General features: G+C 39.4%; 19 protein-coding genes, 2 tRNA genes, 3 rRNA genes and 1 pseudogene. 15 read left to right on the plus strand and 10 right to left on the minus strand.

Annotated elements, in window-relative coordinates; translation table 11 throughout:
- Positions 1 to 30: 30 nt before the first annotated feature.
- From C7K43_RS12590 to C7K43_RS12605, 4 genes and pseudogenes are all read right to left on the minus strand, one after another.
- A pseudogene (locus C7K43_RS12590) lies at positions 31 to 1,257 on the minus strand (IS4 family transposase); the annotation flags it as partial.
- Between the two features lie 48 nt (positions 1,258 to 1,305).
- Complete coding sequence (locus C7K43_RS12595) at positions 1,306 to 2,673, minus strand: MDR family MFS transporter (RefSeq protein ID WP_124007122.1); 1,368 nt, start codon at positions 2,671 to 2,673, stop codon at positions 1,306 to 1,308.
- 152 nt (positions 2,674 to 2,825) lie between these two features.
- Positions 2,826 to 3,335, minus strand: a complete 510-nt coding sequence (locus C7K43_RS12600) for a phosphatidylglycerophosphatase A family protein (protein WP_124007123.1) — start codon at positions 3,333 to 3,335, stop codon at positions 2,826 to 2,828.
- A gap of 22 nt (positions 3,336 to 3,357) precedes the next feature.
- A complete protein-coding gene (locus C7K43_RS12605; RefSeq protein WP_124007124.1) occupies positions 3,358 to 4,332 on the minus strand; it encodes an NAD(P)/FAD-dependent oxidoreductase in 975 nt (324 codons plus the stop codon).
- Between the two features lie 140 nt (positions 4,333 to 4,472).
- Between C7K43_RS12605 and C7K43_RS12610 the strand changes: the two genes are divergently transcribed.
- On the plus strand, positions 4,473 to 5,060 hold the full coding sequence (locus C7K43_RS12610; RefSeq protein ID WP_124007125.1) for a peptidylprolyl isomerase: 588 nt from the start codon (positions 4,473 to 4,475) through the stop codon (positions 5,058 to 5,060).
- 57 nt (positions 5,061 to 5,117) lie between these two features.
- Here the strand turns inward: C7K43_RS12610 and C7K43_RS12615 are convergent, their stop codons facing one another.
- Positions 5,118 to 6,281: a MalY/PatB family protein gene (locus C7K43_RS12615; protein WP_124007126.1), complete on the minus strand. Its 1,164-nt coding sequence runs from the start codon at positions 6,279 to 6,281 to the stop codon at positions 5,118 to 5,120.
- An 88-nt stretch (positions 6,282 to 6,369) separates the two neighbouring features.
- Here C7K43_RS12615 and C7K43_RS12620 point away from each other — a divergent pair, with 88 nt between their 5' ends.
- The 8 genes from C7K43_RS12620 (at position 6,370) to C7K43_RS12655 (ending at position 14,074) form a co-directional block, all read left to right on the plus strand.
- The gene (locus C7K43_RS12620; RefSeq protein WP_124007127.1) at positions 6,370 to 6,735 is read left to right on the plus strand and encodes a CvfD/Ygs/GSP13 family RNA-binding post-transcriptional regulator; all 366 of its coding nucleotides are present in this window, start codon (positions 6,370 to 6,372) and stop codon (positions 6,733 to 6,735) included.
- Between the two features lie 90 nt (positions 6,736 to 6,825).
- Complete coding sequence (locus C7K43_RS12625; RefSeq protein WP_124007128.1) at positions 6,826 to 7,188, plus strand: hypothetical protein; 363 nt, start codon at positions 6,826 to 6,828, stop codon at positions 7,186 to 7,188.
- 479 nt (positions 7,189 to 7,667) lie between these two features.
- Positions 7,668 to 9,227: ribosomal RNA gene (locus C7K43_RS12630) — 16S ribosomal RNA — on the plus strand.
- Positions 9,228 to 9,461: 234 nt separating this feature from the next.
- Positions 9,462 to 12,376 (plus strand): 23S ribosomal RNA (locus tag C7K43_RS12635).
- Positions 12,377 to 12,461: 85 nt separating this feature from the next.
- Positions 12,462 to 12,578 (plus strand): 5S ribosomal RNA (rrf, locus tag C7K43_RS12640).
- The 16S, 23S and 5S rRNA genes sit together here with 1 tRNA gene alongside, the layout of an rRNA operon.
- A gap of 13 nt (positions 12,579 to 12,591) precedes the next feature.
- Positions 12,592 to 12,665 (plus strand) — tRNA-Asn (locus C7K43_RS12645).
- Positions 12,666 to 13,277: 612 nt separating this feature from the next.
- Complete coding sequence (locus C7K43_RS12650; protein WP_124007129.1) at positions 13,278 to 13,919, plus strand: NIF family HAD-type phosphatase; 642 nt, start codon at positions 13,278 to 13,280, stop codon at positions 13,917 to 13,919.
- A gap of 82 nt (positions 13,920 to 14,001) precedes the next feature.
- A tRNA-Thr gene (locus tag C7K43_RS12655) sits at positions 14,002 to 14,074 on the plus strand.
- Between the two features lie 336 nt (positions 14,075 to 14,410).
- On the opposite strand, the gene C7K43_RS12660 is transcribed toward C7K43_RS12655, so the two are convergent.
- Positions 14,411 to 15,310 carry a LysR family transcriptional regulator gene (locus C7K43_RS12660; protein ID WP_124007130.1) on the minus strand — a complete coding sequence of 300 codons (900 nt, stop codon included), beginning with the start codon at positions 15,308 to 15,310 and terminating at the stop codon, positions 14,411 to 14,413.
- Positions 15,311 to 15,726: 416 nt separating this feature from the next.
- Between C7K43_RS12660 and C7K43_RS12670 the strand changes: the two genes are divergently transcribed.
- The 3 genes from C7K43_RS12670 (at position 15,727) to mazE (ending at position 18,134) form a co-directional block, all read left to right on the plus strand.
- Positions 15,727 to 16,473 (plus strand): SDR family oxidoreductase, encoded by a 747-nt coding sequence (locus tag C7K43_RS12670; protein WP_124007132.1) that lies wholly within the window; start codon positions 15,727 to 15,729, stop codon positions 16,471 to 16,473.
- Positions 16,474 to 16,615: 142 nt separating this feature from the next.
- A complete protein-coding gene (locus tag C7K43_RS12675; protein ID WP_124007133.1) occupies positions 16,616 to 17,452 on the plus strand; it encodes an aldo/keto reductase in 837 nt (278 codons plus the stop codon).
- Positions 17,453 to 17,900: 448 nt separating this feature from the next.
- Positions 17,901 to 18,134 (plus strand): type II toxin-antitoxin system PemI/MazE family antitoxin, encoded by a 234-nt coding sequence (gene mazE / locus C7K43_RS12680; RefSeq protein WP_124007134.1) that lies wholly within the window; start codon positions 17,901 to 17,903, stop codon positions 18,132 to 18,134.
- 324 nt (positions 18,135 to 18,458) lie between these two features.
- On the opposite strand, the gene C7K43_RS12690 is transcribed toward mazE, so the two are convergent.
- From C7K43_RS12690 to C7K43_RS12705, 4 genes are read right to left on the minus strand one after another with little or no spacing between them, the layout of a single operon-like run.
- Positions 18,459 to 18,734 carry a DUF308 domain-containing protein gene (locus tag C7K43_RS12690; RefSeq protein ID WP_124007135.1) on the minus strand — a complete coding sequence of 92 codons (276 nt, stop codon included), beginning with the start codon at positions 18,732 to 18,734 and terminating at the stop codon, positions 18,459 to 18,461.
- Positions 18,735 to 18,739: 5 nt separating this feature from the next.
- A complete protein-coding gene (locus tag C7K43_RS12695) occupies positions 18,740 to 19,507 on the minus strand; it encodes an ABC transporter permease (protein ID WP_124007136.1) in 768 nt (255 codons plus the stop codon).
- Positions 19,504 to 20,220, minus strand: coding sequence for an ABC transporter permease (locus tag C7K43_RS12700; protein WP_124007137.1), 717 nt, complete (start codon positions 20,218 to 20,220; stop codon positions 19,504 to 19,506). The genes C7K43_RS12695 and C7K43_RS12700 overlap by 4 nt, the downstream gene beginning before the upstream one ends.
- Positions 20,213 to 20,971, minus strand: coding sequence for an ABC transporter ATP-binding protein (locus C7K43_RS12705; protein ID WP_124007138.1), 759 nt, complete (start codon positions 20,969 to 20,971; stop codon positions 20,213 to 20,215). Before C7K43_RS12705 ends, C7K43_RS12700 begins: the two co-directional genes overlap by 8 nt.
- A 148-nt stretch (positions 20,972 to 21,119) precedes the next feature.
- On the opposite strand from C7K43_RS12705, the gene C7K43_RS12710 reads away from it, so the two are divergent.
- From C7K43_RS12710 to C7K43_RS12720, 3 genes are all read left to right on the plus strand, one after another.
- Positions 21,120 to 21,845 (plus strand): response regulator transcription factor, encoded by a 726-nt coding sequence (locus C7K43_RS12710; protein WP_124007139.1) that lies wholly within the window; start codon positions 21,120 to 21,122, stop codon positions 21,843 to 21,845.
- Positions 21,829 to 23,223: a sensor histidine kinase gene (locus C7K43_RS12715; protein ID WP_124007140.1), complete on the plus strand. Its 1,395-nt coding sequence runs from the start codon at positions 21,829 to 21,831 to the stop codon at positions 23,221 to 23,223. The genes C7K43_RS12710 and C7K43_RS12715 overlap by 17 nt, the downstream gene beginning before the upstream one ends.
- Positions 23,224 to 23,369: 146 nt before the next feature.
- Positions 23,370 to 24,788, plus strand: coding sequence for an ISLre2 family transposase (locus C7K43_RS12720; RefSeq protein ID WP_124005678.1), 1,419 nt, complete (start codon positions 23,370 to 23,372; stop codon positions 24,786 to 24,788).
- Positions 24,789 to 25,113: the final 325 nt, after the last annotated feature.

Below are 25,113 nucleotides of genomic sequence, written 5' to 3' on the forward strand. Positions count from 1 at the left end.
GGTGGCATAAAGAAAGTAATTATCATTAACTCAAGTTTCGCACACCAAATCTGGGAGATAAGCCTTGATATAACGGGGCAGAGTATCCACCCAGTGTTGGAGTTGACTTGTAATAAAATCTTGTAATTGGCTTCCTGATTCTTCACTTACCGCTTGAATAATATGTACTAATTCGATAAGAGCAGCGGACCAATCGAGTTCTTTTATTTGATCGCCCAGTTCATAAAATAAGCCACCTAAGGTCCGCTCATCATTGGCACAGCGCTGCTGCCAGCTTAATAAAATATACCGTGTGAACACAATGGTGGTGTGACAAATTAAGGCTTGATAATGTCGCGTTTGTGTTTCTTTAGTCAGATGAAGCAATGATTTCGATGCCTTAAAAAATGTCTCGATGTCCCATCTCGCCGAGTATGTTTTGACCATTTCTTGGGAAGATAAATCCAGATCATCGGTCATAATCGCCAACCAAGCACTTTTCTTATTGTGATTTTTGACAAAAACGATTTTCACGGGATTTTTGCCGGAGCTTGGTTTCACCACAATCGAGGAAATAATCGCTTCTTGTGTATATTCTTTCGTAGATTTGGCATAAAGTTCTTCCAGCTTGTATAAACGTTGATGAAAAAGGTATTTGGTTTTTCCATTTTTCACCATCCCAATGGTGTGAATCCCCATATCGTGTAATTGGTCTATCATTTTAGGGGAAGTAAACCATTTATCCATCAACACATGGGTGGCGTAAATCCCTTGGTTCAAGGCGCGTTGAACCATCTCAAGTGCCACTTCGGGCATTTTACGACTTGATTCGTTGAATCGTTTGGCTCCTACGGTTCGTTGATCTTTTTCTGCTATTGTTTGGTTCACTTTTTTCTTACCGGATAGTAACCCGAAATCAATCGGAATGAAAGAATAGCCATCGGAGAACCCTAAAGTAAGCATACGATACCCTTTGTATCCTTGTTTGAGCGCATGATCCCAAAGACGAGCTAAGCCTGGTACCTCTTGGCTTCGATTACGATAAAACGTCGAATCATCCAAGATCAACGTCCGAATATGGGTTTTCGTATCCGTTAAAGAATGGAGCTTTTCGATGACAGACGCACTAAACCGAAGTAAAAACAGACGCCAGTTGTTATGGGGATTGTTCATCCATCGATACACGGTATCTTTTTTCATGTATTGGTCGCTTTCCCGCCCACTGAGAACTTGGTTTAAGGATTTTCCTTTAAAGACGAGGCTAAAGAGAAAAGTGAAGTATAAAAAAGCGGCACCTTCAATCAATGAAGGCACCGTTTCTTACAATCAACTATTTTTAGTACGCCAAAAGTGGCGCACGCAAGCCAAGATAATAAGGATAAGTAAAACGAATAATATCAGAAGGGCTACTTGTGAGCCCAGCGTAGTTCCTTTTAGATAGTCAGGGTTCCTTTGTTGGAAGCTATTGATCACACTAGCGACGATTGCAGTAGCTACCGCACCAGAAAATTGTTGCAGCGTGTTAAAGAAGGTGTTGCCATCGCCGTATTCTTCAGGGGTTAAAAGGTTCATACCACTTGTCATCATATTACTATAGGAAAAGCCGATGCCTAACATATAAAATACATGCCCTGCGACTAAGCCAAGCAAGCTTGGTTGATTGAGTAAAATAGTTAAAGCCAGCCAACCAATGGCGGCTAACGTTAATCCGATTAAGATGGGCCTTTTAGCCCCGTGTTTATCTAATACGCGTCCAGAAATAGGTGCCAGAATAGCGCCTATGGCTGCTCCGGGTAGCATAACTAGCCCTGCAATAAATGCATTGTCTCCTAGAACAATCTGTACAAAATTAGGAAGGACAAAGGAAATCCCTAAAAGTAAGAACTGACAAACCAGAAAACCACATAAGAACAAGTCAAATGCTTTGTTTTTTAGCACGTCAATTCTCACTAAAGGCTGTTGTGCTTTAGAAGTTCGTTGTAAGAAAATAATTAATCCTATTGCGCCAACCAATAGCGGGATTAGACTTTTCAACGTACCCATTTGATTGAGAAAAACTAATAAACCACTAAATAATAACCCGATGCCCACGAGACTGAATAGATCGAGCGAACTGCTTTTTTGCACCTTTATTTCAGGAATAGCGTATAGCCCCATAATAAGAGAGAGCAGTAAAACCGGTATTAAAAATAAAAAGATATAATGCCAAGAAATGATGGAAGTCAGCAAACCGCCATAGGTAGGGCCAATAGCTGGTGCGATCGATGTCGTAAGTGTACCAACGCCCATCATGCTTCCGCGTTTTTCCAAAGGCGTAAACGTTAAAATGATATGAAACATCAATGGTAAAGCAATCCCTGTGCCGATCCCTTGCAACAGGCGACCGAAAAGTAAGATCAAAAAAGTGGGGGAGATAAAGTCGGTAATCAGGCCAACAATAAAAAAGAGATTGGCGATGACAAATAATTTGCGAATTGAAAAGTTTTTGATTAAATAGTTCGAAAAAGGAACCATAATGGAAATAACTAATAAATAAATCGTAGTTACCCATTGGACCGTTGAAGTCGAAATACTAAATTCTGAAATTAGCGTAGGAAAGGTGACATTCATCGCTGTTTCGATCAATACCCCCGAAAACGACATAATCCCAGCAGCTAAAACGGCTGGTAGTAAATTGATTTTTGCTTTTTCCATTTCTATACCCCTTTAAAAAATTCATTAAAAAAGAGACTGTCTCTAAATGAATAGAAACCGCCTCTTTCTCGACACGTAGCCTCTACGTGTTATCTGTACGATCATTGCAAAAATATTATAAAATGGTTTTTGTTTTGGGTCAAGTTAAAATTTTAGTGCATCAGATCATCTGCTCTATCTGGATATTGGTGTGCTAAACGGCTCGCACCAGAGGCAGCGATTGCTCCAACAATATCATCTAAAAAAGTATGCACACGCGGACCCTCATGATCGTTTAGCATTTGCAAAATACCAGGTTTTACTTTATCGATATAGCCATAGTTGGTAAAACCAATCGATCCATAGACGTTGACAATGGAAAGAGCTAATATTTCATCAATCCCGTAAAGTCCTTCATCTTGGGAAACAATTTCTTGCAATGGCTGTAGTAGTTGATCTTCTTCTGCCAAGACATCTAGTTGGATACCGGTTAAAATTGCATTATGAACTTCTCTTTTAGATAACACAGAATCAACGCTTTCGACACAATTTTCTAAAGATAAGCCTGGAATGTAATCTTTTTGCAAATACATGACTAATTTGGCGATATCAATGACTGAAACGCCACGTTCCTTTAATAGTTCACGTGCTTTTTCTTCTAATGTTTTTGTTTCTAAAACCATAAATGAAACCTCCTGTTTATGTTCATTGGAAAAGACTTGTCGAATGCATAGGTTGCGTCCGATTTTTAGGATCAATATAATGAAGGGCATTGTTTACCGCTGTGGGCGCTTCACCGAAACCGGTGGCGATTAGATCCACTTTCCCATCATACAAAGTGATGTCGCCACAACAATAAACCCCATCTCTAGAACTTTTCATATCCGAATTCACAGGGATTCCTTGACGACTGCTGTTAATTTGCCATTCTTTTAGATCTAAATTCGTAGAAAATCCATAATTTACAATTAAATAATCGACAGCTAAATCAGCCGTTTCATCACTTTTAGCGACTTGTAAATGCAGTGTATCCAGGCTTTGTTCTCCTTTTACCCCTCGGATAATATAAGGAGTTAAAATTTGCACAGAAGAGTTTTTTAATTGCTGAATACTGTGTTCGTGGGCTCGAAATTTGTCGCGCCGATGAACAATGGAGACTTCTTTAGCAATCGGTTCTAACATGAGAGCCCAATCGACCGCTGAATCACCACCACCAGCGATCACGACTTTTTTACCAGCATATTTCATAAGATCTGAAATAAAATAATCGATCCCATTATTTTCAAACTTTTCTGCTTGTTCTACGCGCAACCTGCGCGGTTGAAAAGAACCATTCCCCAAAGCCAAAATAACGGCCTTTGAATAGTGGGTACGTTGATTGGTGACAATTTCAATCAAATCATCTTGGTAGTTGAGCTTTACCACTTCTTCTTCTAAACAATAGCGATGATTAAACATCGTAAGTTGCTTTTCTAAATTTTGCGCTAATTCATCTGCTTTAATTTTAGGAAATCCGGGGATATCATAAATATATTTTTCTGGATATAATGTTGTTAATTGTCCGCCTAATTTGGGCAGGGTGTCGATAATTTTTGTTTTGGCATTACGCATGCCGGCATAAAAAGCAGCAAACATTCCAGCCGGCCCAGCGCCAACGATTGTGATATCATATACATCCATATTGTGACTCCTTTTCATATAAAACCTACTGAGTTTCAACACATTAGCTACATTATAACAAAGAAATTAAAGCGTGGCATTTTTAATATTTTTTGCTATGATAAAAGAGCAGTAAGTAAATTTTTAGAGGAGGAATTTTTTTGTCTGAATTTCCACAAATTGATTTAGCAAAACAAGAAGGGCCACAAGCTGTCATTCAAACCAACCATGGGGCGATTACAGTGCAACTATTTGAAAAAAACGCTCCAAAAACAGTAAAGAACTTTATCGAATTAGCAAAAAAACAATATTATGATGGGGTTATTTTTCATCGGATTATCCCTGACTTTATGATTCAAGGGGGCGATCCAACAGGCACTGGCATGGGTGGCGAAAGTATTTACGGCGATAAGTTTGAAGACGAATTTAGTAGTGAGTTATTCAACTTACGTGGCGCTTTGTCGATGGCTAATGCCGGACCTAATACTAATGGTAGCCAATTTTTTATTGTTACCAATAAGAATATGCCCGAAAATATGATGGGACAAATGCAAGACGCGGGCTTTCCTGCTGAAATTATTGAAGCATATAAAAACGGCGGAACCCCTTGGCTTGATTTCCGCCACACAGTCTTTGGTCAAGTGATTGACGGGATGGATGTCGTTGAAAAAATTGAAAATGTTAAAACAGGGGCTCAAGACCGCCCAGTGGATGAGGTCATCATTAATACAATTGAAATAAAAGATTGATAAAAAATTGGCATATAGTGCAAACTTACAAGTTTTGCATTATACGCCAATTTTTATTTAATTAAATGCAGCGGCAATTCTTTGCAGGCCCTCTTTTAAAGTAGAATGAGGACAAGCAAGATTAATGCGCATATGTTGTGTCCCCTGTTCGCCATAAGAAATCCCAGGATTTAATACCACTTTAGCTTCATTGATTAATTTTTCTTCTAATTGTTTATCCGTCAAATGATAAGCAGAAAAATCTAACCACATGAGATAGGTTGCTTCTGGTTTGCTTACTTTAACATCAGGCAATTCTTTTTGGAAAAAGTTATAGGTTATATCAATATTTTCTTTTAAATAATCCAATAATTCATTAAGCCAAGCTTCGCCGCCCTCATAAGCAGCTTGCGTGCCAATCATTCCAAAAGTGTTGATGTCATTTTGGTGATTTTGCTTTTGTATTTTTTCAAATGTTTGCTTCAATTCCGGATTTTTAATGAAAACCATTGAATTTTTGATACCTGCTAGATTGAAGGTTTTTGTGGCGGCAGTTAGTACAATGGAGAAATCTTTAAATGAAGGATCAGCATTTTGAAAAGTCGTAAATGTTTTTGGTTGATAAATAATATCTTGGTGAATTTCGTCGCTGACTACAATGACATTGTATTTTTTACAAAGATTGCCAACCTGTTGTAATTCGTCTTTGCTCCAAACACGCCCTCCTGGATTATGCGGATTACATAAAATAAATAGTTTAACGTCTTCTTCTTGAATCAAACGTTCCATCTCAGCAAAGTTCATTTTAAATTTGTCGTCGGTAAATAGTTTACTGCGAACCAGCTTGCGATTATTTTCTTCCACACTTTCGGCAAAAGGTGGATAAACAGGATCGTGAATCAGTACTGTATCACCAGGTTGGGTATAGGATTGTACATTAAGAGCGATGCTGGGCACAACTCCGCTGCTAAATAAGATGTCTTCTTTTTTTATCGTAAAGTCATGTCGCCTTTTTTGCCAGCTAATAATGGCATCATATAACGAATCAGGAACGATTGAGTAGCCAAAGACGCCTTGGTTTAAATAAGTTTGAAAAGCAGACTGAACGGCTGCGGGGGCTTTAAAGTCCATATCAGCTACCCACATAGGTAATAAACCTTCTTGTTTGTAAGTTGCCTCTAAGGTATCCCACTTGACACTTTGCGTTTTTTTACGGTCTACAATTTGATCGAATTGGCTCATGGTTCTCCTCCTTTTATAGTGATTTATTCACTACTTCATTTTTCATCTAATTACTAGTATAATAAAATTTGTGAAAAGAGGGAAAGATATGACTTATAAAATTGGAGAAATTTTAACAGGGACAGTCACCGGTGTTCAAACTTATGGGGCTTTTGTCTCTTTGGATGCCCATACGCAAGGATTGATTCATATTTCAGAAATTCAATCCGGCTTTACGAAAAATATACGCGACGTTGTCCAAATAGGTGAGAAGTTGCAAGTACAAATTATTGATATCGATGAATATACCCAAAAAATCAGTCTTTCAAGACGCACACTTGAAAAACAATTTGTACGCCCACCTTATCATAGGAAACATTACTTTACAGATAAAAATAAACAAATCGGATTTCAGACGATTGATGAACACTTACCCGGATGGATTGATGAAGCAATGGACATTCTTTCATCATGAAAAAATTATCATGAAAGTTTCGCAAAATAGATAATATCGTGTTAAAATGGACGCTACGAAGAAAAGTAGAATGGGTCGAGGTGAAAAAAATTGAGTGATAAAAAAGTTGCCGGCACAGTGATTCTTCATTTAGAAGATGGATCCAAAAAATTCTTAGTAAGAACAATAAATGACGGACTAGCTTTAGCATTTACGGATTTTTCCGCTGAACAAACAGGCTTAGCAAATATTCTTCAGATTTTAAAAGAGGAAGTGCAACTTGATATTGAAAATATTCAATTAGTTGAATTGACCAATGGACAAATTCAAGATATAAATGTTCCTCTGTTTGTTTTTGATGCACAAGAAAATCAACAACAAGCAGAACTCCCCGATGAATATTATTGGGCTAACGCACAAACTTTTCGAGAAATCATTCAAGATATGGATATTGAAGGGATGCCTTTCTTCTAAGGCTGCCGATCATTTTTACTACTTTATTTTAATTGGTTAATGAAAGAACAATTTGTTTTTTAACTTTCTGCTTAAAATAATAAAAAAGGATTTGTTTTTTTGTTGACCTCCAATAAGATTCGTGATAAATTAATTGAGGTTGATCGTTCATTTGAACGTTTTACCGAATTAAAAAAAGTTATTGACGTTATATTATCGAAGTGATAAGATAATCAAGTCGCAAATTTTCGTATTAATAAATTTGTGGCAATCGTAAAACTTTTGAAATTAAGCATTGACAAAACTTTGTCACGCTGATAAGATATAAAAGTTGCTACGGCGACAAACAGTAGACCTTTGAAAACTGAACAAAGCAAGCAAACGAACCAATGTGTAGGGCGCTTCTAATAGAAGCAACAAACATTAACAACAACGCAAGCAAGACGCAAGCGTAAAAGTAACAAGAGCTGAAACGATCAACGGTGTTGATCGATCAAATTCAAGATGAGAGTTTGATCCTGGCTCAGGACGAACGCTGGCGGCGTGCCTAATACATGCAAGTCGAACGCTGCTTTGATCGAAACTTCGGTTTCTTTTGAAGCGGAGTGGCGGACGGGTGAGTAACACGTGGGGAACCTATCCATCAGCGGGGGATAACACTTGGAAACAGGTGCTAATACCGCATAAGGCTTTCTTTCGCCTGAAAGAAAGCTAAAAGGCGCTTTTTGCGTCACTGATGGCTGGTCCCGCGGTGCATTAGCCAGTTGGTGAGGTAACGGCTCACCAAAGCAACGATGCATAGCCGACCTGAGAGGGTGATCGGCCACACTGGGACTGAGACACGGCCCAGACTCCTACGGGAGGCAGCAGTAGGGAATCTTCGGCAATGGACGAAAGTCTGACCGAGCAACGCCGCGTGAGTGAAGAAGGTTTTCGGATCGTAAAGCTCTGTTGTCAGTAAAGAACAGGAAAAAGAGGCAATGCTTTTTCTATGACGGTAGCTGACCAGAAAGCCACGGCTAACTACGTGCCAGCAGCCGCGGTAATACGTAGGTGGCAAGCGTTGTCCGGATTTATTGGGCGTAAAGCGAGCGCAGGCGGTGATTTAAGTCTGATGTGAAAGCCCCCGGCTCAACCGGGGAGGGTCATTGGAAACTGGATCACTTGAGTGCAGAAGAGGAGAGTGGAATTCCATGTGTAGCGGTGAAATGCGTAGATATATGGAGGAACACCAGTGGCGAAGGCGGCTCTCTGGTCTGTAACTGACGCTGAGGCTCGAAAGCGTGGGTAGCAAACAGGATTAGATACCCTGGTAGTCCACGCCGTAAACGATGAGTGCTAAGTGTTGGAGGGTTTCCGCCCTTCAGTGCTGCAGTTAACGCATTAAGCACTCCGCCTGGGGAGTACGACCGCAAGGTTGAAACTCAAAGGAATTGACGGGGGCCCGCACAAGCGGTGGAGCATGTGGTTTAATTCGAAGCAACGCGAAGAACCTTACCAGGTCTTGACATCCTTTGACCACGCGAGAGATCGCGTTTCCCCTTCGGGGGCAAAGTGACAGGTGGTGCATGGTTGTCGTCAGCTCGTGTCGTGAGATGTTGGGTTAAGTCCCGCAACGAGCGCAACCCTTATTGTTAGTTGCCAGCATTCAGTTGGGCACTCTAGCAAGACTGCCGGTGACAAACCGGAGGAAGGTGGGGATGACGTCAAATCATCATGCCCCTTATGACCTGGGCTACACACGTGCTACAATGGGAAGTACAACGAGCAAGCCAAGCCGCAAGGCCGCGCGAATCTCTGAAAGCTTCTCTCAGTTCGGATTGCAGGCTGCAACTCGCCTGCATGAAGCCGGAATCGCTAGTAATCGCGGATCAGCATGCCGCGGTGAATCCGTTCCCGGGCCTTGTACACACCGCCCGTCACACCACGAGAGTTTGTAACACCCAAAGTCGGTGCGGCAACCTCATTAGAGGAGCCAGCCGCCTAAGGTGGGATGAATGATTGGGGTGAAGTCGTAACAAGGTAGCCGTATCGGAAGGTGCGGCTGGATCACCTCCTTTCTAAGGAAAAATTACGGAAGTTTTACACATCGTTTGCGCTTTGTTCAGTTTTGAGAGGTCTACTCTCAAACTTTGGTTCTTTGAAAACTGGATAGAAAAACAACAATCAACACCAACCGAGAATCGCGTTGAACGCGTTTTTGAAAGAGTTCAAAAAAGAAAGCGGCCATCGATGGGCTTTTATCGCTAAAAGTATAGAACCATCGTTGGTCCCTCGACCGCAAGGTCGAGTAAGGTTAAGTAGAAAAGGGCACACGGTGAATGCCTTGGCACTAGGAGCCGATGAAGGACGGGACCAACACCGATATGCTCTGGGGAGCTGTAAGTAAGCTAGGATCCAGAGATTTCCGAATGGGGAAACCCCGCATTTTTAATCGAATGTGGCTTGATCTGTGAATACATAGCAGGCAAGCGGTAGACGCAGGGAACTGAAACATCTTAGTACCTGCAGGAAGAAAAAGAAAACTCGATTCCCTGAGTAGCGGCGAGCGAAACGGGAAGAGCCCAAACCAGGATGCTTGCATCTTGGGGTTGTAGGACGTTAACAGCACAAGAAAAAGGGCAGCCAAAGGATCTGGAACGATCCGCCAGAGCGGGTAAGAGCCCCGTAGGCGAAGGCCGGCAACTTGTTTTAACGGATCCTGAGTACGGCGGCACACGCGAAATGCCGTCGGAAACCGGGAGGACCATCTCCCAAGGCTAAATACTCCCTAGTGACCGATAGTGAACCAGTACCGTGAGGGAAAGGTGAAAAGCACCCCGGAAGGGGAGTGAAAGAGATCCTGAAACCGTGTGCTTACAACAAGTTAGAGCCCGTTAATGGGTGATAGCGTGCCTTTTGCAGAATGAACCGGCGAGTTGCGTTGGCTGGCGAGGTTAAGTCGTAAAAAGACGGAGCCGCAGCGAAAGCGAGTCTGAAATGGGCGCTTTGAGTCAGTCGACGCAGACCCGAAACCAGGTGATCTACCCATGTCCAGGTTGAAGGTGCGGTAAAACGCACTGGAGGACCGAACCCACGTACGTTGAAAAGTGCGGGGATGAGGTGTGGGTAGCGGAGAAATTCCAAACGAACTTGGAGATAGCTGGTTCTCTCCGAAATAGCTTTAGGGCTAGCGTCGAGGAACGAATGATGGAGGTAGAGCACTGTTTGGACGAGGGGCCCCTTTCGGGTTACCGAATGCAGATAAACTCCGAATGCCATTCATTTTGCCTCGGCAGTCAGACGGTGAGTGATAAGATCCATCGTCGAAAGGGAAACAGCCCAGACCACCAGCTAAGGCCCCTAAATGTATGTTAAGTGGAAAAGGAGGTGGGGTTGCTCAGACAACTAGGATGTTGGCTCAGAAGCAGCCATCATTGAAAGAGTGCGTAATAGCTCACTAGTCGAGTGACCCTGCGCCGAAAATTTACCGGGGCTAAACATACTGCCGAAGCTGTGGAATGCACCCTTAGGGTGCATTGGTAGGAGAGCGTTCTAAGGGCAGAGAAGGCAGATCGTAAGGACTGCTGGAGCGCTTAGAAGTGAGAATGCCGGTATGAGTAGCGAAAGACAGGTGAGAATCCTGTCCACCGTAAGACTAAGGTTTCCTGGGGAAGGCTCGTCCGCCCAGGGTTAGTCGGGACCTAAGCTGAGGCCGAAAGGCGTAGGCGATGGCCAACAGGTTGATATTCCTGTACCTGTTGTCTTCATTTGAGTGATGGAGGGACGCAGGAGGCAAAAGAAAGCAGACGAATGGAAAGGTCTGTCCAAGCAGTGAGTCGGAGAAAGAGTGAAAGGCTTTTTCTTGTCAACGACCAGCTGTGACGGGAGGGAAATTTAAGTACCGAAGTTCTGGCGTCACACTGCCAAGAAAAACTTCTAGCAAGAAGGCAATGGCCCGTACCGCAAACCGACACAGGTAGTCGAGGAGAGTATCCTCAGGTGAGCGAGCGAACTCTCGTTAAGGAACTCGGCAAAATGACCCCGTAACTTCGGGAGAAGGGGTGCTGCTCTAACGAGCAGCCGCAGTGAATAGGCCCAAGCGACTGTTTATCAAAAACACAGGTCTCTGCAAAATCGTAAGATGACGTATAGGGCTGACGCCTGCCCGGTGCTGGAAGGTTAAGAGGAGTGCTTAGCGTAAGCGAAGGTACGAATTGAAGCCCCAGTAAACGGCGGCCGTAACTATAACGGTCCTAAGGTAGCGAAATTCCTTGTCGGGTAAGTTCCGACCCGCACGAAAGGCGTAACGATTTGGGCACTGTCTCAACGAGAGACTCGGTGAAATTTTAGTACCTGTGAAAATGCAGGTTACCCGCGACAGGACGGAAAGACCCCATGGAGCTTTACTGTAATTTGATATTGCGTGTCTGTACCGCATGTACAGGATAGGTAGGAGCCGTAGAATTCGGGACGCGAGTCTCGAAGGAGGCATCAGTGGGATACTACCCTTGCGTTATGGCCACTCTAACCCGCGCCACTTAGCGTGGCGGGAGACAGTGTCAGATGGGCAGTTTGACTGGGCGGTCGCCTCCCAAAAGGTAACGGAGGCGCCCAAGGTTCCCTCAGAATGGTTGGAAATCATTCAACGAGTGTAAAGGCAGAAGGGAGCTTGACTGCGAGACAGACAAGTCGAGCAGGGACGAAAGTCGGGCTTAGTGATCCGGTGGTTCCGCATGGAAGGGCCATCGCTCAACGGATAAAAGCTACCCTGGGGATAACAGGCTTATCTCCCCAAGAGTCCACATCGACGGGGAGGTTTGGCACCTCGATGTCGGCTCGTCGCATCCTGGGGCTGTAGTCGGTCCCAAGGGTTGGGCTGTTCGCCCATTAAAGCGGCACGCGAGCTGGGTTCAGAACGTCGTGAGACAGTTCGGTCCCTATCCGTCGCGGGCGTAGGAAATTTGCGAGGCGCTGTCCTTAGTACGAGAGGACCGGGATGGACCTACCGCTGGTGTACCAGTTGTCGTGCCAACGGCATCGCTGGGTAGCTATGTAGGGCAGGAATAAACGCTGAAAGCATCTAAGCGTGAAGTCCCCCTCAAGATGAGATTTCCCCTTTCTTCAAAGAAAGTAAGATCCCTGAGAGAAGATCAGGTAGATAGGTCCGAAGTGGAAGACCCGTGAGGGTTGGAGCGGACGGATACTAATCGATCGAGGACTTAACCACAGGTTCAAGGGTTTTCGGTTGCGAATGGAGGTTGTTTTTCATCCAGTTTTGAGAGAACGAAAGGTTCACTCAACATGATTTTGTGTGTGGTGGCGATCGCAAGAAGGAGACACCTGTTCCCATGCCGAACACAGTCGTTAAGCTTCTTAGCGCCAATTGTAGTGAGGGGTTATCCCCTTGTGAGAGTCGGACGTCGCCACGCGGAAAATCATTATTCCGGCATAGCTCAGTTGGTAGTAGCGCATGACTGTTAATCATGATGTCGTAGGTTCGAGTCCTACTGCCGGAGTTAATTAATAATTGTAAAAGCGATCAGGAAAAATTCATTCCTTGGTCGCTTTTTTTACTATAAAGAAGCATATCTTTTTAAGAGAGATAGTAAGAAAATTGACTCAATGATTTTCCTATTAACTTTTATTAAGTAAAATGATAAAAAAGCCTTTTTGCATAACTATTACAATTTGAAGAATAGGTATTCTTGAGTAACGAATCATTCTTTCTTTACTCATTATCAACTTATTGAGGAAGACTTTTCTTTTCCTTTACTCAACTTTTAGCTATTGAGTAGTGAATCGTCATTTCATTCCTCATTTTCCGTCTATTTTCGCCACTTTAGCGAATTTTTCTTTGTTCTTGAGTAACGAATCGTGTTTTCTTTATTCGTTATTAAATTATTGAGGAAAACTTTTCTATTTCATTCCTCATTTTTTGTCAATTGAGTAAAATTTTTTTACATTATTACTCAGATCCTTACTATAAAAGTTCAATCACCTTTATTTGGTAAAAACGAATCAAGAATGCTAAGTGTGTAAAAACTATTATAGTCAACAAATGTAATTTTAGTTTATTGAAAAAGAAAAAATATGCTAGAATAAACATTAGAGAAGGAGATGAGATCCTATTGCAGAAAACGAAAATTTTATTTGACTTAGATGGAACAATTATTGACTCAAGTGCGGGCATTTACGCTTCGCTTAATTATGCGATGAAGGAAATGAATCGTGCGCCACTTTCCCAAAAAACGTTAAAATCTTTTATCGGTCCGCCTTTGATTGATTCTTTTGTCAAAATAGGTATGTCCAAACAAGAGGCAAAAGAAGCTGTGGACCATTATCGAACTCTTTATAAAGAAAAAGGAATGTACCAAGTTTCTCCCTATAATGGTATAGAAGAGGTTTTAACTCAACTTAGTAAAAAGTATGAATTGTTTATTGCTACATCGAAGCCAGAATTTTTTGCGATAAAAATCGTTGATCATTTAGGATATTCTAAATTTTTGAACGCGGTCTACGGAGCAGACTTGAAAGGAGTTCGTTCTGATAAAACAGCGGTAATCCATGATGCTTTAAAAGCGGAAAAAATTGAAGACCTCTCAACTGTGGTTATGGTTGGTGATCGTGCTCATGATATAACTGGAGCTATAGAGAATCAAATTGACAACGTTGGGGTACTCTATGGTTTTGGCGATAAAGAAGAATTGTTAAAAGCTGGTACACAAACAATAGTAGAAAAACCAATGGATCTTTTGGAAATTTTCCAATAAACTAACTGTTTAGTAGAAAAGTATAAAATGTTGTTGACAAGTATAGTCGTTTTAGGTATCCTATATCTTGTGCGAAATAAGTGCCGTCTTAGCTCAGTCGGTAGAGCACCACCATGGTAAGGTGGGGGTCGCCGGTTCGAGTCCGGCAGACGGCTTTGCTTGGAACCTTGATATGTCAAGGTTCTTTTTTTATGCTTACACCAATAATTTACCTATGTTTGAGAATTTTGGGACGAAATTGGGAGGAGATTTTATTCCTCGAAAAGATCAGAAAAGCGTTGGGCAGATTCTTTATGGATTTGTGGCCGAACATGGGAATACATATTTATGGAGGGACATTACTATTTTTATGTTTTAAAAAAGTGGCAGTCGATAGTTTTTTAAGTATCAGCTGCCATTAAATATTTAGTTAGAAAAATCGTCGCCAAATATGTATTTAAAACCAAATACGAATAGATTCATGGATAGGAATTTTTAGTGTAGCATAGAATTTATGAGTGACTATCAAAAATAGATTGTATGGTTTTTAAAAACAATTCAGCTGCTGGAGAGAATACTTGATAATTTTTCCATATGATGTGTAATCCTGCCTCTAATTTAGGTTCGAGCGGTCGAAAGGTTAGTTCGTTTTCAGTCATGATATTAATCATTTTATCAAAAGATATGGCGTAACCAAACCCTTCTCGGACCATTATATAAGGATTGAAACCTAGAGAAAAAGTAGATATTATATTTAATTTTTCGAAAGACTCGCCAAACCACTCCGAAAACTCATTTCTAGATAAACCTTTTTTACTTGCTTGTCGTGAAATAATTAAGGGAACGTTCATTAAATCTTCCACTGTAATTGAAACTTTTGAGGCTAAGGGGCTATCTTTACGCATAACGATACCCCAAGTGTCTTTACTAGGCAAGGTGATATAATTGTATTTTGAAAGATCTACCGGATCAACAACGATTCCAAAATCATCTAATCCTCGATCGAGTCTATCCATAACATCTTCTGAATTTCCACTAAACAAGTGATAACACATATCAGGATAGTATTTTTGTAAATCAATAGCAGCATGAGCAAAATGTTTAAATGCATCTGTCTCCGCACTGCCGATATATACGTCACCTCCAGAGATATCGTCCATTGTTAGAAATTCATTCTTAGTTTTTTCAAACATATCAAGAATATCTTCTGCTCTTTTGCGAAGAAGCATACCTTCATTCGTAAGTTGTACACTGTAATTACTACGAGTAAATAACTTTTTTCCAAGTTCTTCTTCTAAATCTTTTAATTGTTTAGAAAGTGTCGGTTGACTAACATGTAAAAACCTAGCTGCGTTTGTCATACTACTTTCTCTAGCAACGGTCAAAAAATATTTTAAAACACGTATATCCATTGATTTCACTCCTTTGTTTTTATTTTATATAAAATAGTTATTCTTTTCAATAATATCTAGGTATTAGTTATAAGTATTTGAAGATGAAGACATCCTCCTTTAATATATACTTATAGAAATAAAAAATATAGACAAGGGGGATGGCTGGAAAAATAGTGGAGCGGAACGAAAAGATCATACAAAATTTAAAGGATTCAGGATTTTCATTGATACAAATAGAGAAATTTATGACCCTCTATGAAAACAAAAAAACGAGCCCTCAACGTCATATAATAATAAATCGCAGAAAAGCTTTATTGGATTCCATTCATCAAATGCAAAAGCAAATTGATTGCCTGGATTACTTGTTATATCGTTTGGAACTTTAAGTTCGTGTTTAGTCGTGTATTAATAATAAACTATAGGAGGAGAAAATTATGGCAGTAAAGGATAAAGTAGTAATTATTACGGGCGCTTCTTCAGGAATCGGCGAAGCAACAGCTAAGTTATTAGCTAGTCGAGGCGCGAAATTGGTATTAGGTGCACGTCGTAAGGAAAGATTAAAAGAAATAGCAGAAGCAATCGAAAAAGACGGTGGACAAGCGGTTTACCAAGAAACAGACGTCACTAAAGTTGAAGATAATCAAAGTTTAGTTGAGTTAGCTAAAACAACTTTTAGTAAAGTAGATGTTATCTTCTTGAATGCTGGATTAATGCCAAATTCACCATTATCTGCCTTAAAAAGCGATGAATGGAACCAAATGGTAGATGTCAACATAAAAGGCGTTTTAAATGGTATCGAAGCCATCCTACCTGAATTTAAAGAACAAAAGTCAGGGCATGTTATTACGACTTCTTCAGTGGCAGGGCTCAAGGCGTATCCAGGTGGTGCTGTCTATGGTGCAACCAAATGGGCGGTTCGTGATTTAATGGAAGTTTTGCGTATGGAATCTGCACAAGAAGGTAGTAATATCAGAACAGCCACAATTTATCCAGCAGCAATAAAATCTGAATTGCTTGAAACAATTACAGATAAAGAAACAGCTGAAGGTGCTAACGCGATGTATGATCAATACCAAATTAGCCCAGATCGGGTTGCTAATGTGGTAGAATTTGCTATCGACCAACCAGAAGACACGAATGTTAATGAATTTACGATTGGACCAACAGCTCAGCCTTGGTAAGATCAAAATTTGAGAAGTCTTTTATAACCTAACCCTAATTACGTTATGGAAGGCTTTTTAATTAAAAAGAAAAAAATTTTGATTAGTATAAAATTATTATTGCTACAATGGTGGAAAAAATATTATAGAAAAGAGGGATTAGATGGGAAAAGTTTCTATTGCCGGAAGAGAAGTAAACCCCATTGGATTAGGTACTTTACATATGGGGGATGACCCAAGTCAATTAAAGCAAGAGCTAAAGGCTATTCGTACAGGGTTGGATAATGGTGTTCAAGTATTAGATACGGCTGAAATGTATGGTAGCGGGAACTCGGAAAAATTCCTTTCTAAAGCAATCGAACCCTATAAAAGAGAGGATTTATTTTTAATTTCAAAAGTATTACCCCCCAATGCTTCGAAAAAACAGTTACCTATCAGTTTAGAGAATAGTCTGAAAAGGTTAAATGTCGACTATTTGGATTTATATTTACTTCACTGGCAAGGTCAAGTTCCTTTAGAAGAAACAGTGGAGGCGTTAGAAAAAGCAAAAAATCAAGGGAAAATAAGAGCGTGGGGCGTATCTAATTTAGATACGAATGAATTAAAGAACGTTATTTCACTGCCCGAAGGCAAGGATTGTTCGGCCAATCAATTACGGTATAATTTGAGGGATAGAGGAATCGAATATGATTTAATACCAGAAATGAATCAATATAATATCCCTGTCATTGCCTACGCCCCGGTTGATAGAGGTAAACAGTTGGTAAAGGAAACAGTCATTCAACAAATTGCTGAAAAACATGGTGTAGATGCTTTTCAAATCTTATTGGCATGGACGATTAGGAATGGAAATACGATAGCTATTCCTCAATCTAGCAATGAAGCACATGTGTACAACAATATTCAAGCGGCTAACATTAAACTAAGCGAAGATGACTTAAAAAAGATTGACAAGCTTTATTCCAAACCTACGTCAAAACAACCATTAGCTTTGTGGTAAAAAAGCTTATTTACAGATACAGTAGCTTCTCGTAAACCACTTCTAAAATATATGATAAAGCCTAGCATAATAAATCGAGTGAATTACATTAGGAACAAATCAGTAAAAGCCTTAGAAAATCTAGTTAAAATCTAAGGTTTTTACTTTTTGAGTAAAGCAATTTCTTATGTGCCAAATGTTTAGCCATGATAAGGTCTCCTCTTCCTTAGAATTTATCCATTTCTTTGTTCCAAAAAGGAAGGGCAGGCCACTAAGAAAATAGTGGAATAAAAAGAAAATAATCACATAAGAACGACAAACTGGTGGTATAACTTACAAGTTGTCCCACTAGTTTTTGAGAGTAATGAGATAACTTCGATGGATAATGGTCTTTTTAGTGTTTACTTCATCCAGAAAGGTATTTTAATACGTGTTAAAATAATAGTACTAAATACTGGGGGCGCGTCAAATGGATAAAACCAAGGCTAGAAAACAAGGCAATGCGGTTACAAACACATTACCTAAAAAATTCAATGTTTCTGAAGGACAAGAATTTTATATTACCCAAGAAAAAGATGGGACAATTTTACTTACTCCTAAAATTGAGGATTATTTTGCTAATGTAGAAAAAGGTGGCTTTGTTGATACCGAAGATGAATTAGCTCAAGGTTTTGTCACTACTGGAAGTGAGCTAGATAACTAGTATCAAATAGGGAATAATTTATATTGATTATGAACTTCCAAAAGAGAGTGAAATAAAGAAAAGACGACCTGTTGATGTCATCAGCAACAAAAAATTACGCAAAAAGAGTTAACAAACGTGGCGCAACATTTTCTTTTAAACTTTAATTTTAATTTTTGAGCCAAATCCAAGATGAAAACGATAGTAACTATAAAACATGAGAAAAGGTTGTTGTATCCGAAATTAAGATACAACAACCTTTTTAAATAATATTATCAGTGTTTAATTATCAGCGGGATCCATTAGCTGTTTAAAGCCTTGCCAACCCCAATAAATACGAGGCTTTTATTTATAAAAATTCAACCCTAAGACTAAAATTCCAAACAATAGATATAAGCTATTAATAACTAAGCAGATTTTCATTAGATTATTTTTTTCATCATCTTTACTGTAAGCGGCTAGCGTGAACACACCGCTAAAAATCATAAACACTGCATATGAAATAATGATAGTCTCGGCTTGTGGCTGTTCTAAAGCCCAATCAAACATTCTTAGTGGTAAAATCGTCCAAGGAATAAACATGAATAGTGTACTCATTGTTGTTATAATCTTATTTTTCATCAAAATTACCTCCTTTCTTTTTTCCCGAATTGCACACAAGCGATTCCTAAACAAAGAACAGTAATAAAACAAGCCGCTGGAATCCAAGGAATAAAAGTAATATCAAAATTGGGGAAGTTACTGGCTAGTTTTCCGTATCGCGAAGCCACTATGTAATACGGATAACAAATAGGATATAAATACCAAACTCTGGTGTTAATCATTAAAACAGAGGGAACAATCGAAGCTAGGCCGATTCCGATGGCAAATATAGGCGTTTGGAAGAATACTGAAATCATCCAATAAAAAGCTAGCATGGGAATTGAAGTAACATAAATCAAACTGACTTCTTTTAATACGGCTAATGGCGAGAGTATAAAATTATAATCAGTCGCTTGTGATGCCAAAAAGACCACCATATAATATATAGCAACGGATAATAAGACCTGAAGAGCCGCAAGGGCTAGAAGCACAACAAATTTGGCTAAACTTAAATATTTTGGATTCACTGGTAAAGATAACATCTTTAATATTCCACTATTGGAATGTTCATTTTGATTAATCAGTAGTGTGATAACGATCATACTTGCAGGATAAATGAACCCAGTCATTGCCAACAGTCCTTGTATGAGAAGGCTGTTTTCAGGTGTAATCCCTGTCTCCATATCAAAATTCATCTCTACGTTAATTAAAGAGGGGAACCAAAGAACCAGCATTGCCAAAAGTAAAATTGGGATTATTTTTGAGCGTTTAATTTTTTTGAATTCTATACGAATAAAAGAAATTAACTTCATGCAAAATGCCTCCTCGTTTTTAAGAACAATACTTCTCCAATTGTAATTACTACCACTTCAACTAGCACTGCGATGATTCGTTGGCTATCTTGATTCGTATGGTGTAGCCGTTGAAAGGCAAGGGCGAAAGGAAAAAGTGATAATGAAAAACTTTTATTGTAAATCATTATTGCTAAAAAGACTGCTGTCACATTAATCCCTAATGATACCCATACGCTTTCAAAAAAGGTCGCAACGAGTAGAGCTAAAAGTATGGTAGGTAGAGTCATTAAGAAAAAGAAACCGAAATTTTGAACCAGATCTAGCCCGAATCCCTCATATAGCTCAAACCAATAACCTACACCCACAAACATTGCAATCATTTCTAAAATTAAAGGGATAAGCGACAAACAAATCAGTAGAGATACTTTATTCAAAAAAAGTTGGCTTTCTTTGATTGGTAAAGACTTCATTTTTTGAATAGCGTCGTCTGAAAATTCGAGGGAATATAAAAGGCAAGCTCCAGATAGGATTAAAAGAACATTTAACATCGCTATCATTTGCCAATTGCTTGAAATTAAAATAGCTAATGGATTGCCTTCCGGGTAAAGGAAATCCTCTGAGCGCATCATTAAATTTAAAATTGGAATACTTGCTGCTAATATTCCACCAACGGTAAATACTGGAAGTATGCCTGTTCGTTTGATTTTTTTAAATTCTAACCAACTAGTCATTACTTAACCCCCTACGATCATTATCCGTACTAATCAAACTAAGAAAGGTTTCCTCAAGATTGCCATTGTTGTGTTTTTCTCTACCTGAATTTGCTTTCAATTGTTCGATTGTGCCTTCAAATAAGAGTTGTCCATGATTTAAAATCCCAATTTTATCCGCGACGAGTTCAATTTCTGAAAGTAAATGGGAGGATACAATAACCGTACAATTTAACTTTTCAGGTAAAGACTGAATCAGTGTTCTAATTTCATGTACACCCACTGGGTCAAGGCCGTTTGTTGGTTCGTCTAATATCAAGATCGATGGACTTCCAATGAGCGCACTAGCAAGTCCTAATCGTTGTTTCATCCCTAATGAATATTTTTTTGCTTGTCTATTTTTCCATTTTGTTATTCCCACAGTATTCAGCGCTTTTTCAATGGATGATTTGGGCAAGTCTAATATTTGTTGAATAATTTCTAGATTTTCTTCGCCTGTTAAGTTTCCATAAAAGGCGGGAGCTTCGATAAGTGATCCTACTGATTTTAAAATTTGATTTCGATCTTGTGGGTAATGCAAATCGTTAATAACAAATGACCCACTTGTGGGGTTGGTTAATCCTAAAAACATTTTCATTAGAGTGGATTTTCCTGCGCCATTTGGACCAAGTAAGCCGTATACTTTTCCTGTGGGGATTTGTAAATTCACTTTAGAAACAGCTGTAAAATCGCTATATGTTTTGGTAATATCTTGAGTTTCGATAATGTTCATCAATTGATGCCTCCTTTGTTACTTTCACTTTACAATCTCAACCTTACGCCAACCTTCTATGAACCTTAAATCTGCCTTACATTTACTTATATCAATGAAAAAGGGCTAAAAAATAAGCTATAATGTATGTATAAAGAAGGTGGAACAGGTGAAAAACGATTATATTAAAAAGAAAACCATTTTATTAGTCGATGATGAACCCGAACTCCTAAAGATGGTGGCCTCGATATTGGAAGAAGAAGGATTTGAAAAAGTTTTTACTGCGGATACGGCGGAACATACGCGAGCTTTAGTAAAAGAAATTCCGCCTGACCTTGCTATTCTCGACGTGATGCTTCCTGATGAAGATGGTTTTTCGTTGATGGAAGAATTAAAAAAAGAAGCTGACTTTCCTGTCATTTTTTTAACTGCTCGAGGAGAAGATGAAGATAAACTAGCAGGGTTAGGCCTTGGTGCAGACGATTACATTGTCAAACCATTTTTGCCCAAAGAACTTATCTTTCGAATGATTGCCATTCTTCGTAGAACATATAAGAAAGAAACACCTTATGTTAATTTAAAAAACTGCCAGATTGATTTTGAACGAGCAGAAGTATTGAATGATGAAAAGCATTTGAGATTAACAGCCAAAGAGTATGCGTTACTTTATACGCTTTATCGAAATGCAGGCCGCATAGTAACAATAGATGCTTTATGTGAAGCAGTATGGGGACAAAATCCCTTTGGTTATGAGAATTCATTAATGGCACATATTCGAAGAATTAGACAAAAGATTGAGAAAGATCCATCTAATCCTGAATCCTTAATAACAATTAAAGGGCTAGGATATAAATTGATGACTAAGGAGGAGGAGCGGGATGAAAAGCGTTCCTAAATTAATCGCAAGATTTATAGGGATTTTACTGTTAAGTGTCATTCTTTTGGCTATCATAAATATTGCGCTTTTGGGTCTAATATTATTTAAACAATTCCCAGATTCTTCTAATAGTGATTCTCCTTATCAATATGCGCAAACGGTTGCAGATAACCTTACAAAAACAGGAGATAGCTTTTCTTTAGATGTAAACGATTCTACTACTTTAAAAAAAGAAAATATCTGGGCTGTTTTGATAGATGAGAATAGTAAACAAGTCATATGGCACACGGAAAACCTCCCAAATAATGTTCCTAACTCTTACACACTTTCTGATATAAGTTCACTTACCTCAGGTTACATTGAAGGTTATCCAACCTATACTGGAAGTAGTAACGATGGGCTAGTGGTATTGGGCTATCCGAAAAAGAGTTATTGGAAACATACAACGCCAACCTGGAAATACAAATTCATTGCGAACCTCCCACAAATTTTTATGATAGCTTTATCCATCAATGTTATCTTGATTCTATTCATTTATCTTTGGTTTACTGGGAAATTGACCAGATCAGTGAATCCTATTGTTCAAAGTATTAAAGACTTACCAAAAAGTAAACGGGTAAAATTGAATGAAAAGGGTGCACTATCAGAAATAGCTGTAAATATTAATCAAACTTCCCGAATTTTACAAGATCAGGAAAAGGAACTCAAGAAAAAAGAAGTAGCTAGAGCCGATTGGATTGCAGGTATTTCTCATGATATCCGTACACCACTTTCAATGGTCTTGGGTTATACAAGTCAGTTAGAAAATAGCCAAACACTCTCTACTGAAAATAAACAAAAAACGAAGGTTATTCTTAGACAAAGTGAAAAAATACGAAACTTAGTAGATGATTTAAACCTATCCTCAAAATTAGAATATAGTATGCAGCCGTTAAACACTACACAGGTAAATATGGTCGCCTTAGTTCGTCAGGTGGTTGTTGATTTTATGAATAATGATATAGAGGATAAATATGCAATTGAATGGCTGACAGAAGAATCGTTATCTTCTTGTATGGTATATGCAGATAAAGATTTGCTAAAACGGGCAATCACAAATCTTATTCAAAATAGTATTAATCATAATCCAGAGGGTTGTACCATTTACGTTACTGTTCAACAACAATCCGAGCAGTGCGTGATTCAGGTGGAAGATAACGGTGTTGGAATAACCGATGCTCAACTTGAAAAATTGAATCATTCTCCTCATTATATGATCAGTCGAGATAGCGGTTTAGAACAAAGGCACGGGTTAGGGTTGTTGATCGTTAAACAAATCGTTGAATCGCACAATGGAAAAATGACTTTAGGGCACAGCCATTATGGTGGGTTATCAGTTTGTATAAATTTACCTTGATACTGATTTTACAAATATTTTCGTGTCATATTGATGATAATCGCTCTAAGTGTAAAATTTATTGAGGTTATCCCTAGACGAATAAAAAAGAAACCGTTACTCTATTCATTGGGCTTACAGGCACTAATGAATAAAGGCGGTTTCTTATGGAATCTATTGTAACAGATTTAGTTGAAGTAATGAAGAAGGAAACGAATTTTTTAGCAAGGGAAAAAGCCATGATGGTCTTTTTTGCCCAACTCCTAGCGACGATAACACAACTTGCTTTTCAAATTCTCGATGAAGAAGTTTCGACCCAATGCAAGAAGGAAGGCTTTCAAGTGGATCGTAAAAGTGAACGAACGGTGACTTTTTTATTTGGCACCGTGACCTATGTTCGCCGCCGAATGAAAAATCAAGCCAATGAAATTCGTTATCCTTTGGATGAATTTCTAGGGATTCGAAAGAGCTTCCGTTATAGTTCTCTTGTGCTACGCAACGTTTCTCAATTGGGGTCCATCATGGTCTATCGTCACGTTTCCCAAGCGATTGATTGTTTGACTTCTTGGCGTATGAGCCACCAAAATGTGCAACAACTGGTGGTCAAAACCGGGGAACTGATTCAGACGCGAAGTACTCATGAAAGTCGCTACGACGGGATCATTTCTAAGAAAAAAGTGCCCTATTTATATTTAGAAGGCGACGGAGTGAAGATTGGCGGTCAGAAGAAGCAGTCGCTAGAAATCCATCGTTTTCAAGTATGTGAAGGGAGCCAGAAAGTCGGGAATCGCACGGAAATGATCGCCCCGCACTTTGTCAGTCATCTTAACCGACAACAAGCGCAAAAAGAAATAATGAACTATATTCAAGCGCATTATGATCTAACAAATACCGTTGTCGTTTCCAATAGTGATGGGGGTTCAGGCTATGAAAAAGCCGTGTTTGATGAACTTTCCTTAGGCTGTTTACGTCATGAACACTTTCGTGATCGGTATCATGTCCATCGGAAAATCAAAGAACGCCTGTCTTTTGTCCCACAACTTCAAAATCGGATGATCCAGGCGATTCAACATTATCATTGGCCAGAGGTCCAGCTTGTCTTAGATACCTCGGAAAGTTTGATCGAAGAAAAGGAAGCTGAAACCTTGGAACAATTACGCTTACTCCATCATTATCTTCAAAGAAATTGGCCGTATTTAAAACCTCGGAAAGCCCGAGGGATCATGGATTCCAAAGCTTGTATTGGCACAATCGAAAGCACCCATCGGAAGATGACCTACCGGATGAAGCGCCAAGGACGGTTGTGGACAAAAACGGGCGCGCAGGCCATGATTCGTGTCATTGATAGTTTAAGAAACCAAGAATTTGATGGTTGGTTGAACCAATATGAAGCTCTTCCTAACGACGTGGTCGCCCAGGAAAAGCGTTGGAAAGCCATGAAACGTTGGGTACAGAAAAAGCCTAACTTTCAAACGCATGAAGGGGCCTTGAAGGGGCAAATCGGCGAAGGAAAAGCCAAAAGTGCGCCCTTAGGCCAATTCGCCAAAGGGTTGGAGCAATTAATAACGACACCGAATTATATCTAATAAAAACTTGTTTTTGTTAGATATCATGAGGTCTAACCGAACGAACGTGAGGTAAAAAAATACAAAAGTGTCTGTCCCAAAGGTCATTTTTTATTCGACCTCAAAAAATTTGACACATACATAATCGCTTCAAAACTTGTTCAAGGCTCAGTGATTGAGTATACTATGATTTAAGAAGATAAGCCCTAGTATTTAGTTAATTTTCTTGTGTATAAAACTAGCAAAATGTATATAATTTAGGATGTCAATTATTCGAAAAAAGTTGACATCTCTTGTTTTTAAATAAAGGTTGCTATACCAACGTTTTTTGTGCTTTATTTCCAGT

Source organism: Tetragenococcus koreensis (assembly GCF_003795145.1).
GTDB lineage: Bacteria > Bacillota > Bacilli > Lactobacillales > Enterococcaceae > Tetragenococcus > Tetragenococcus koreensis.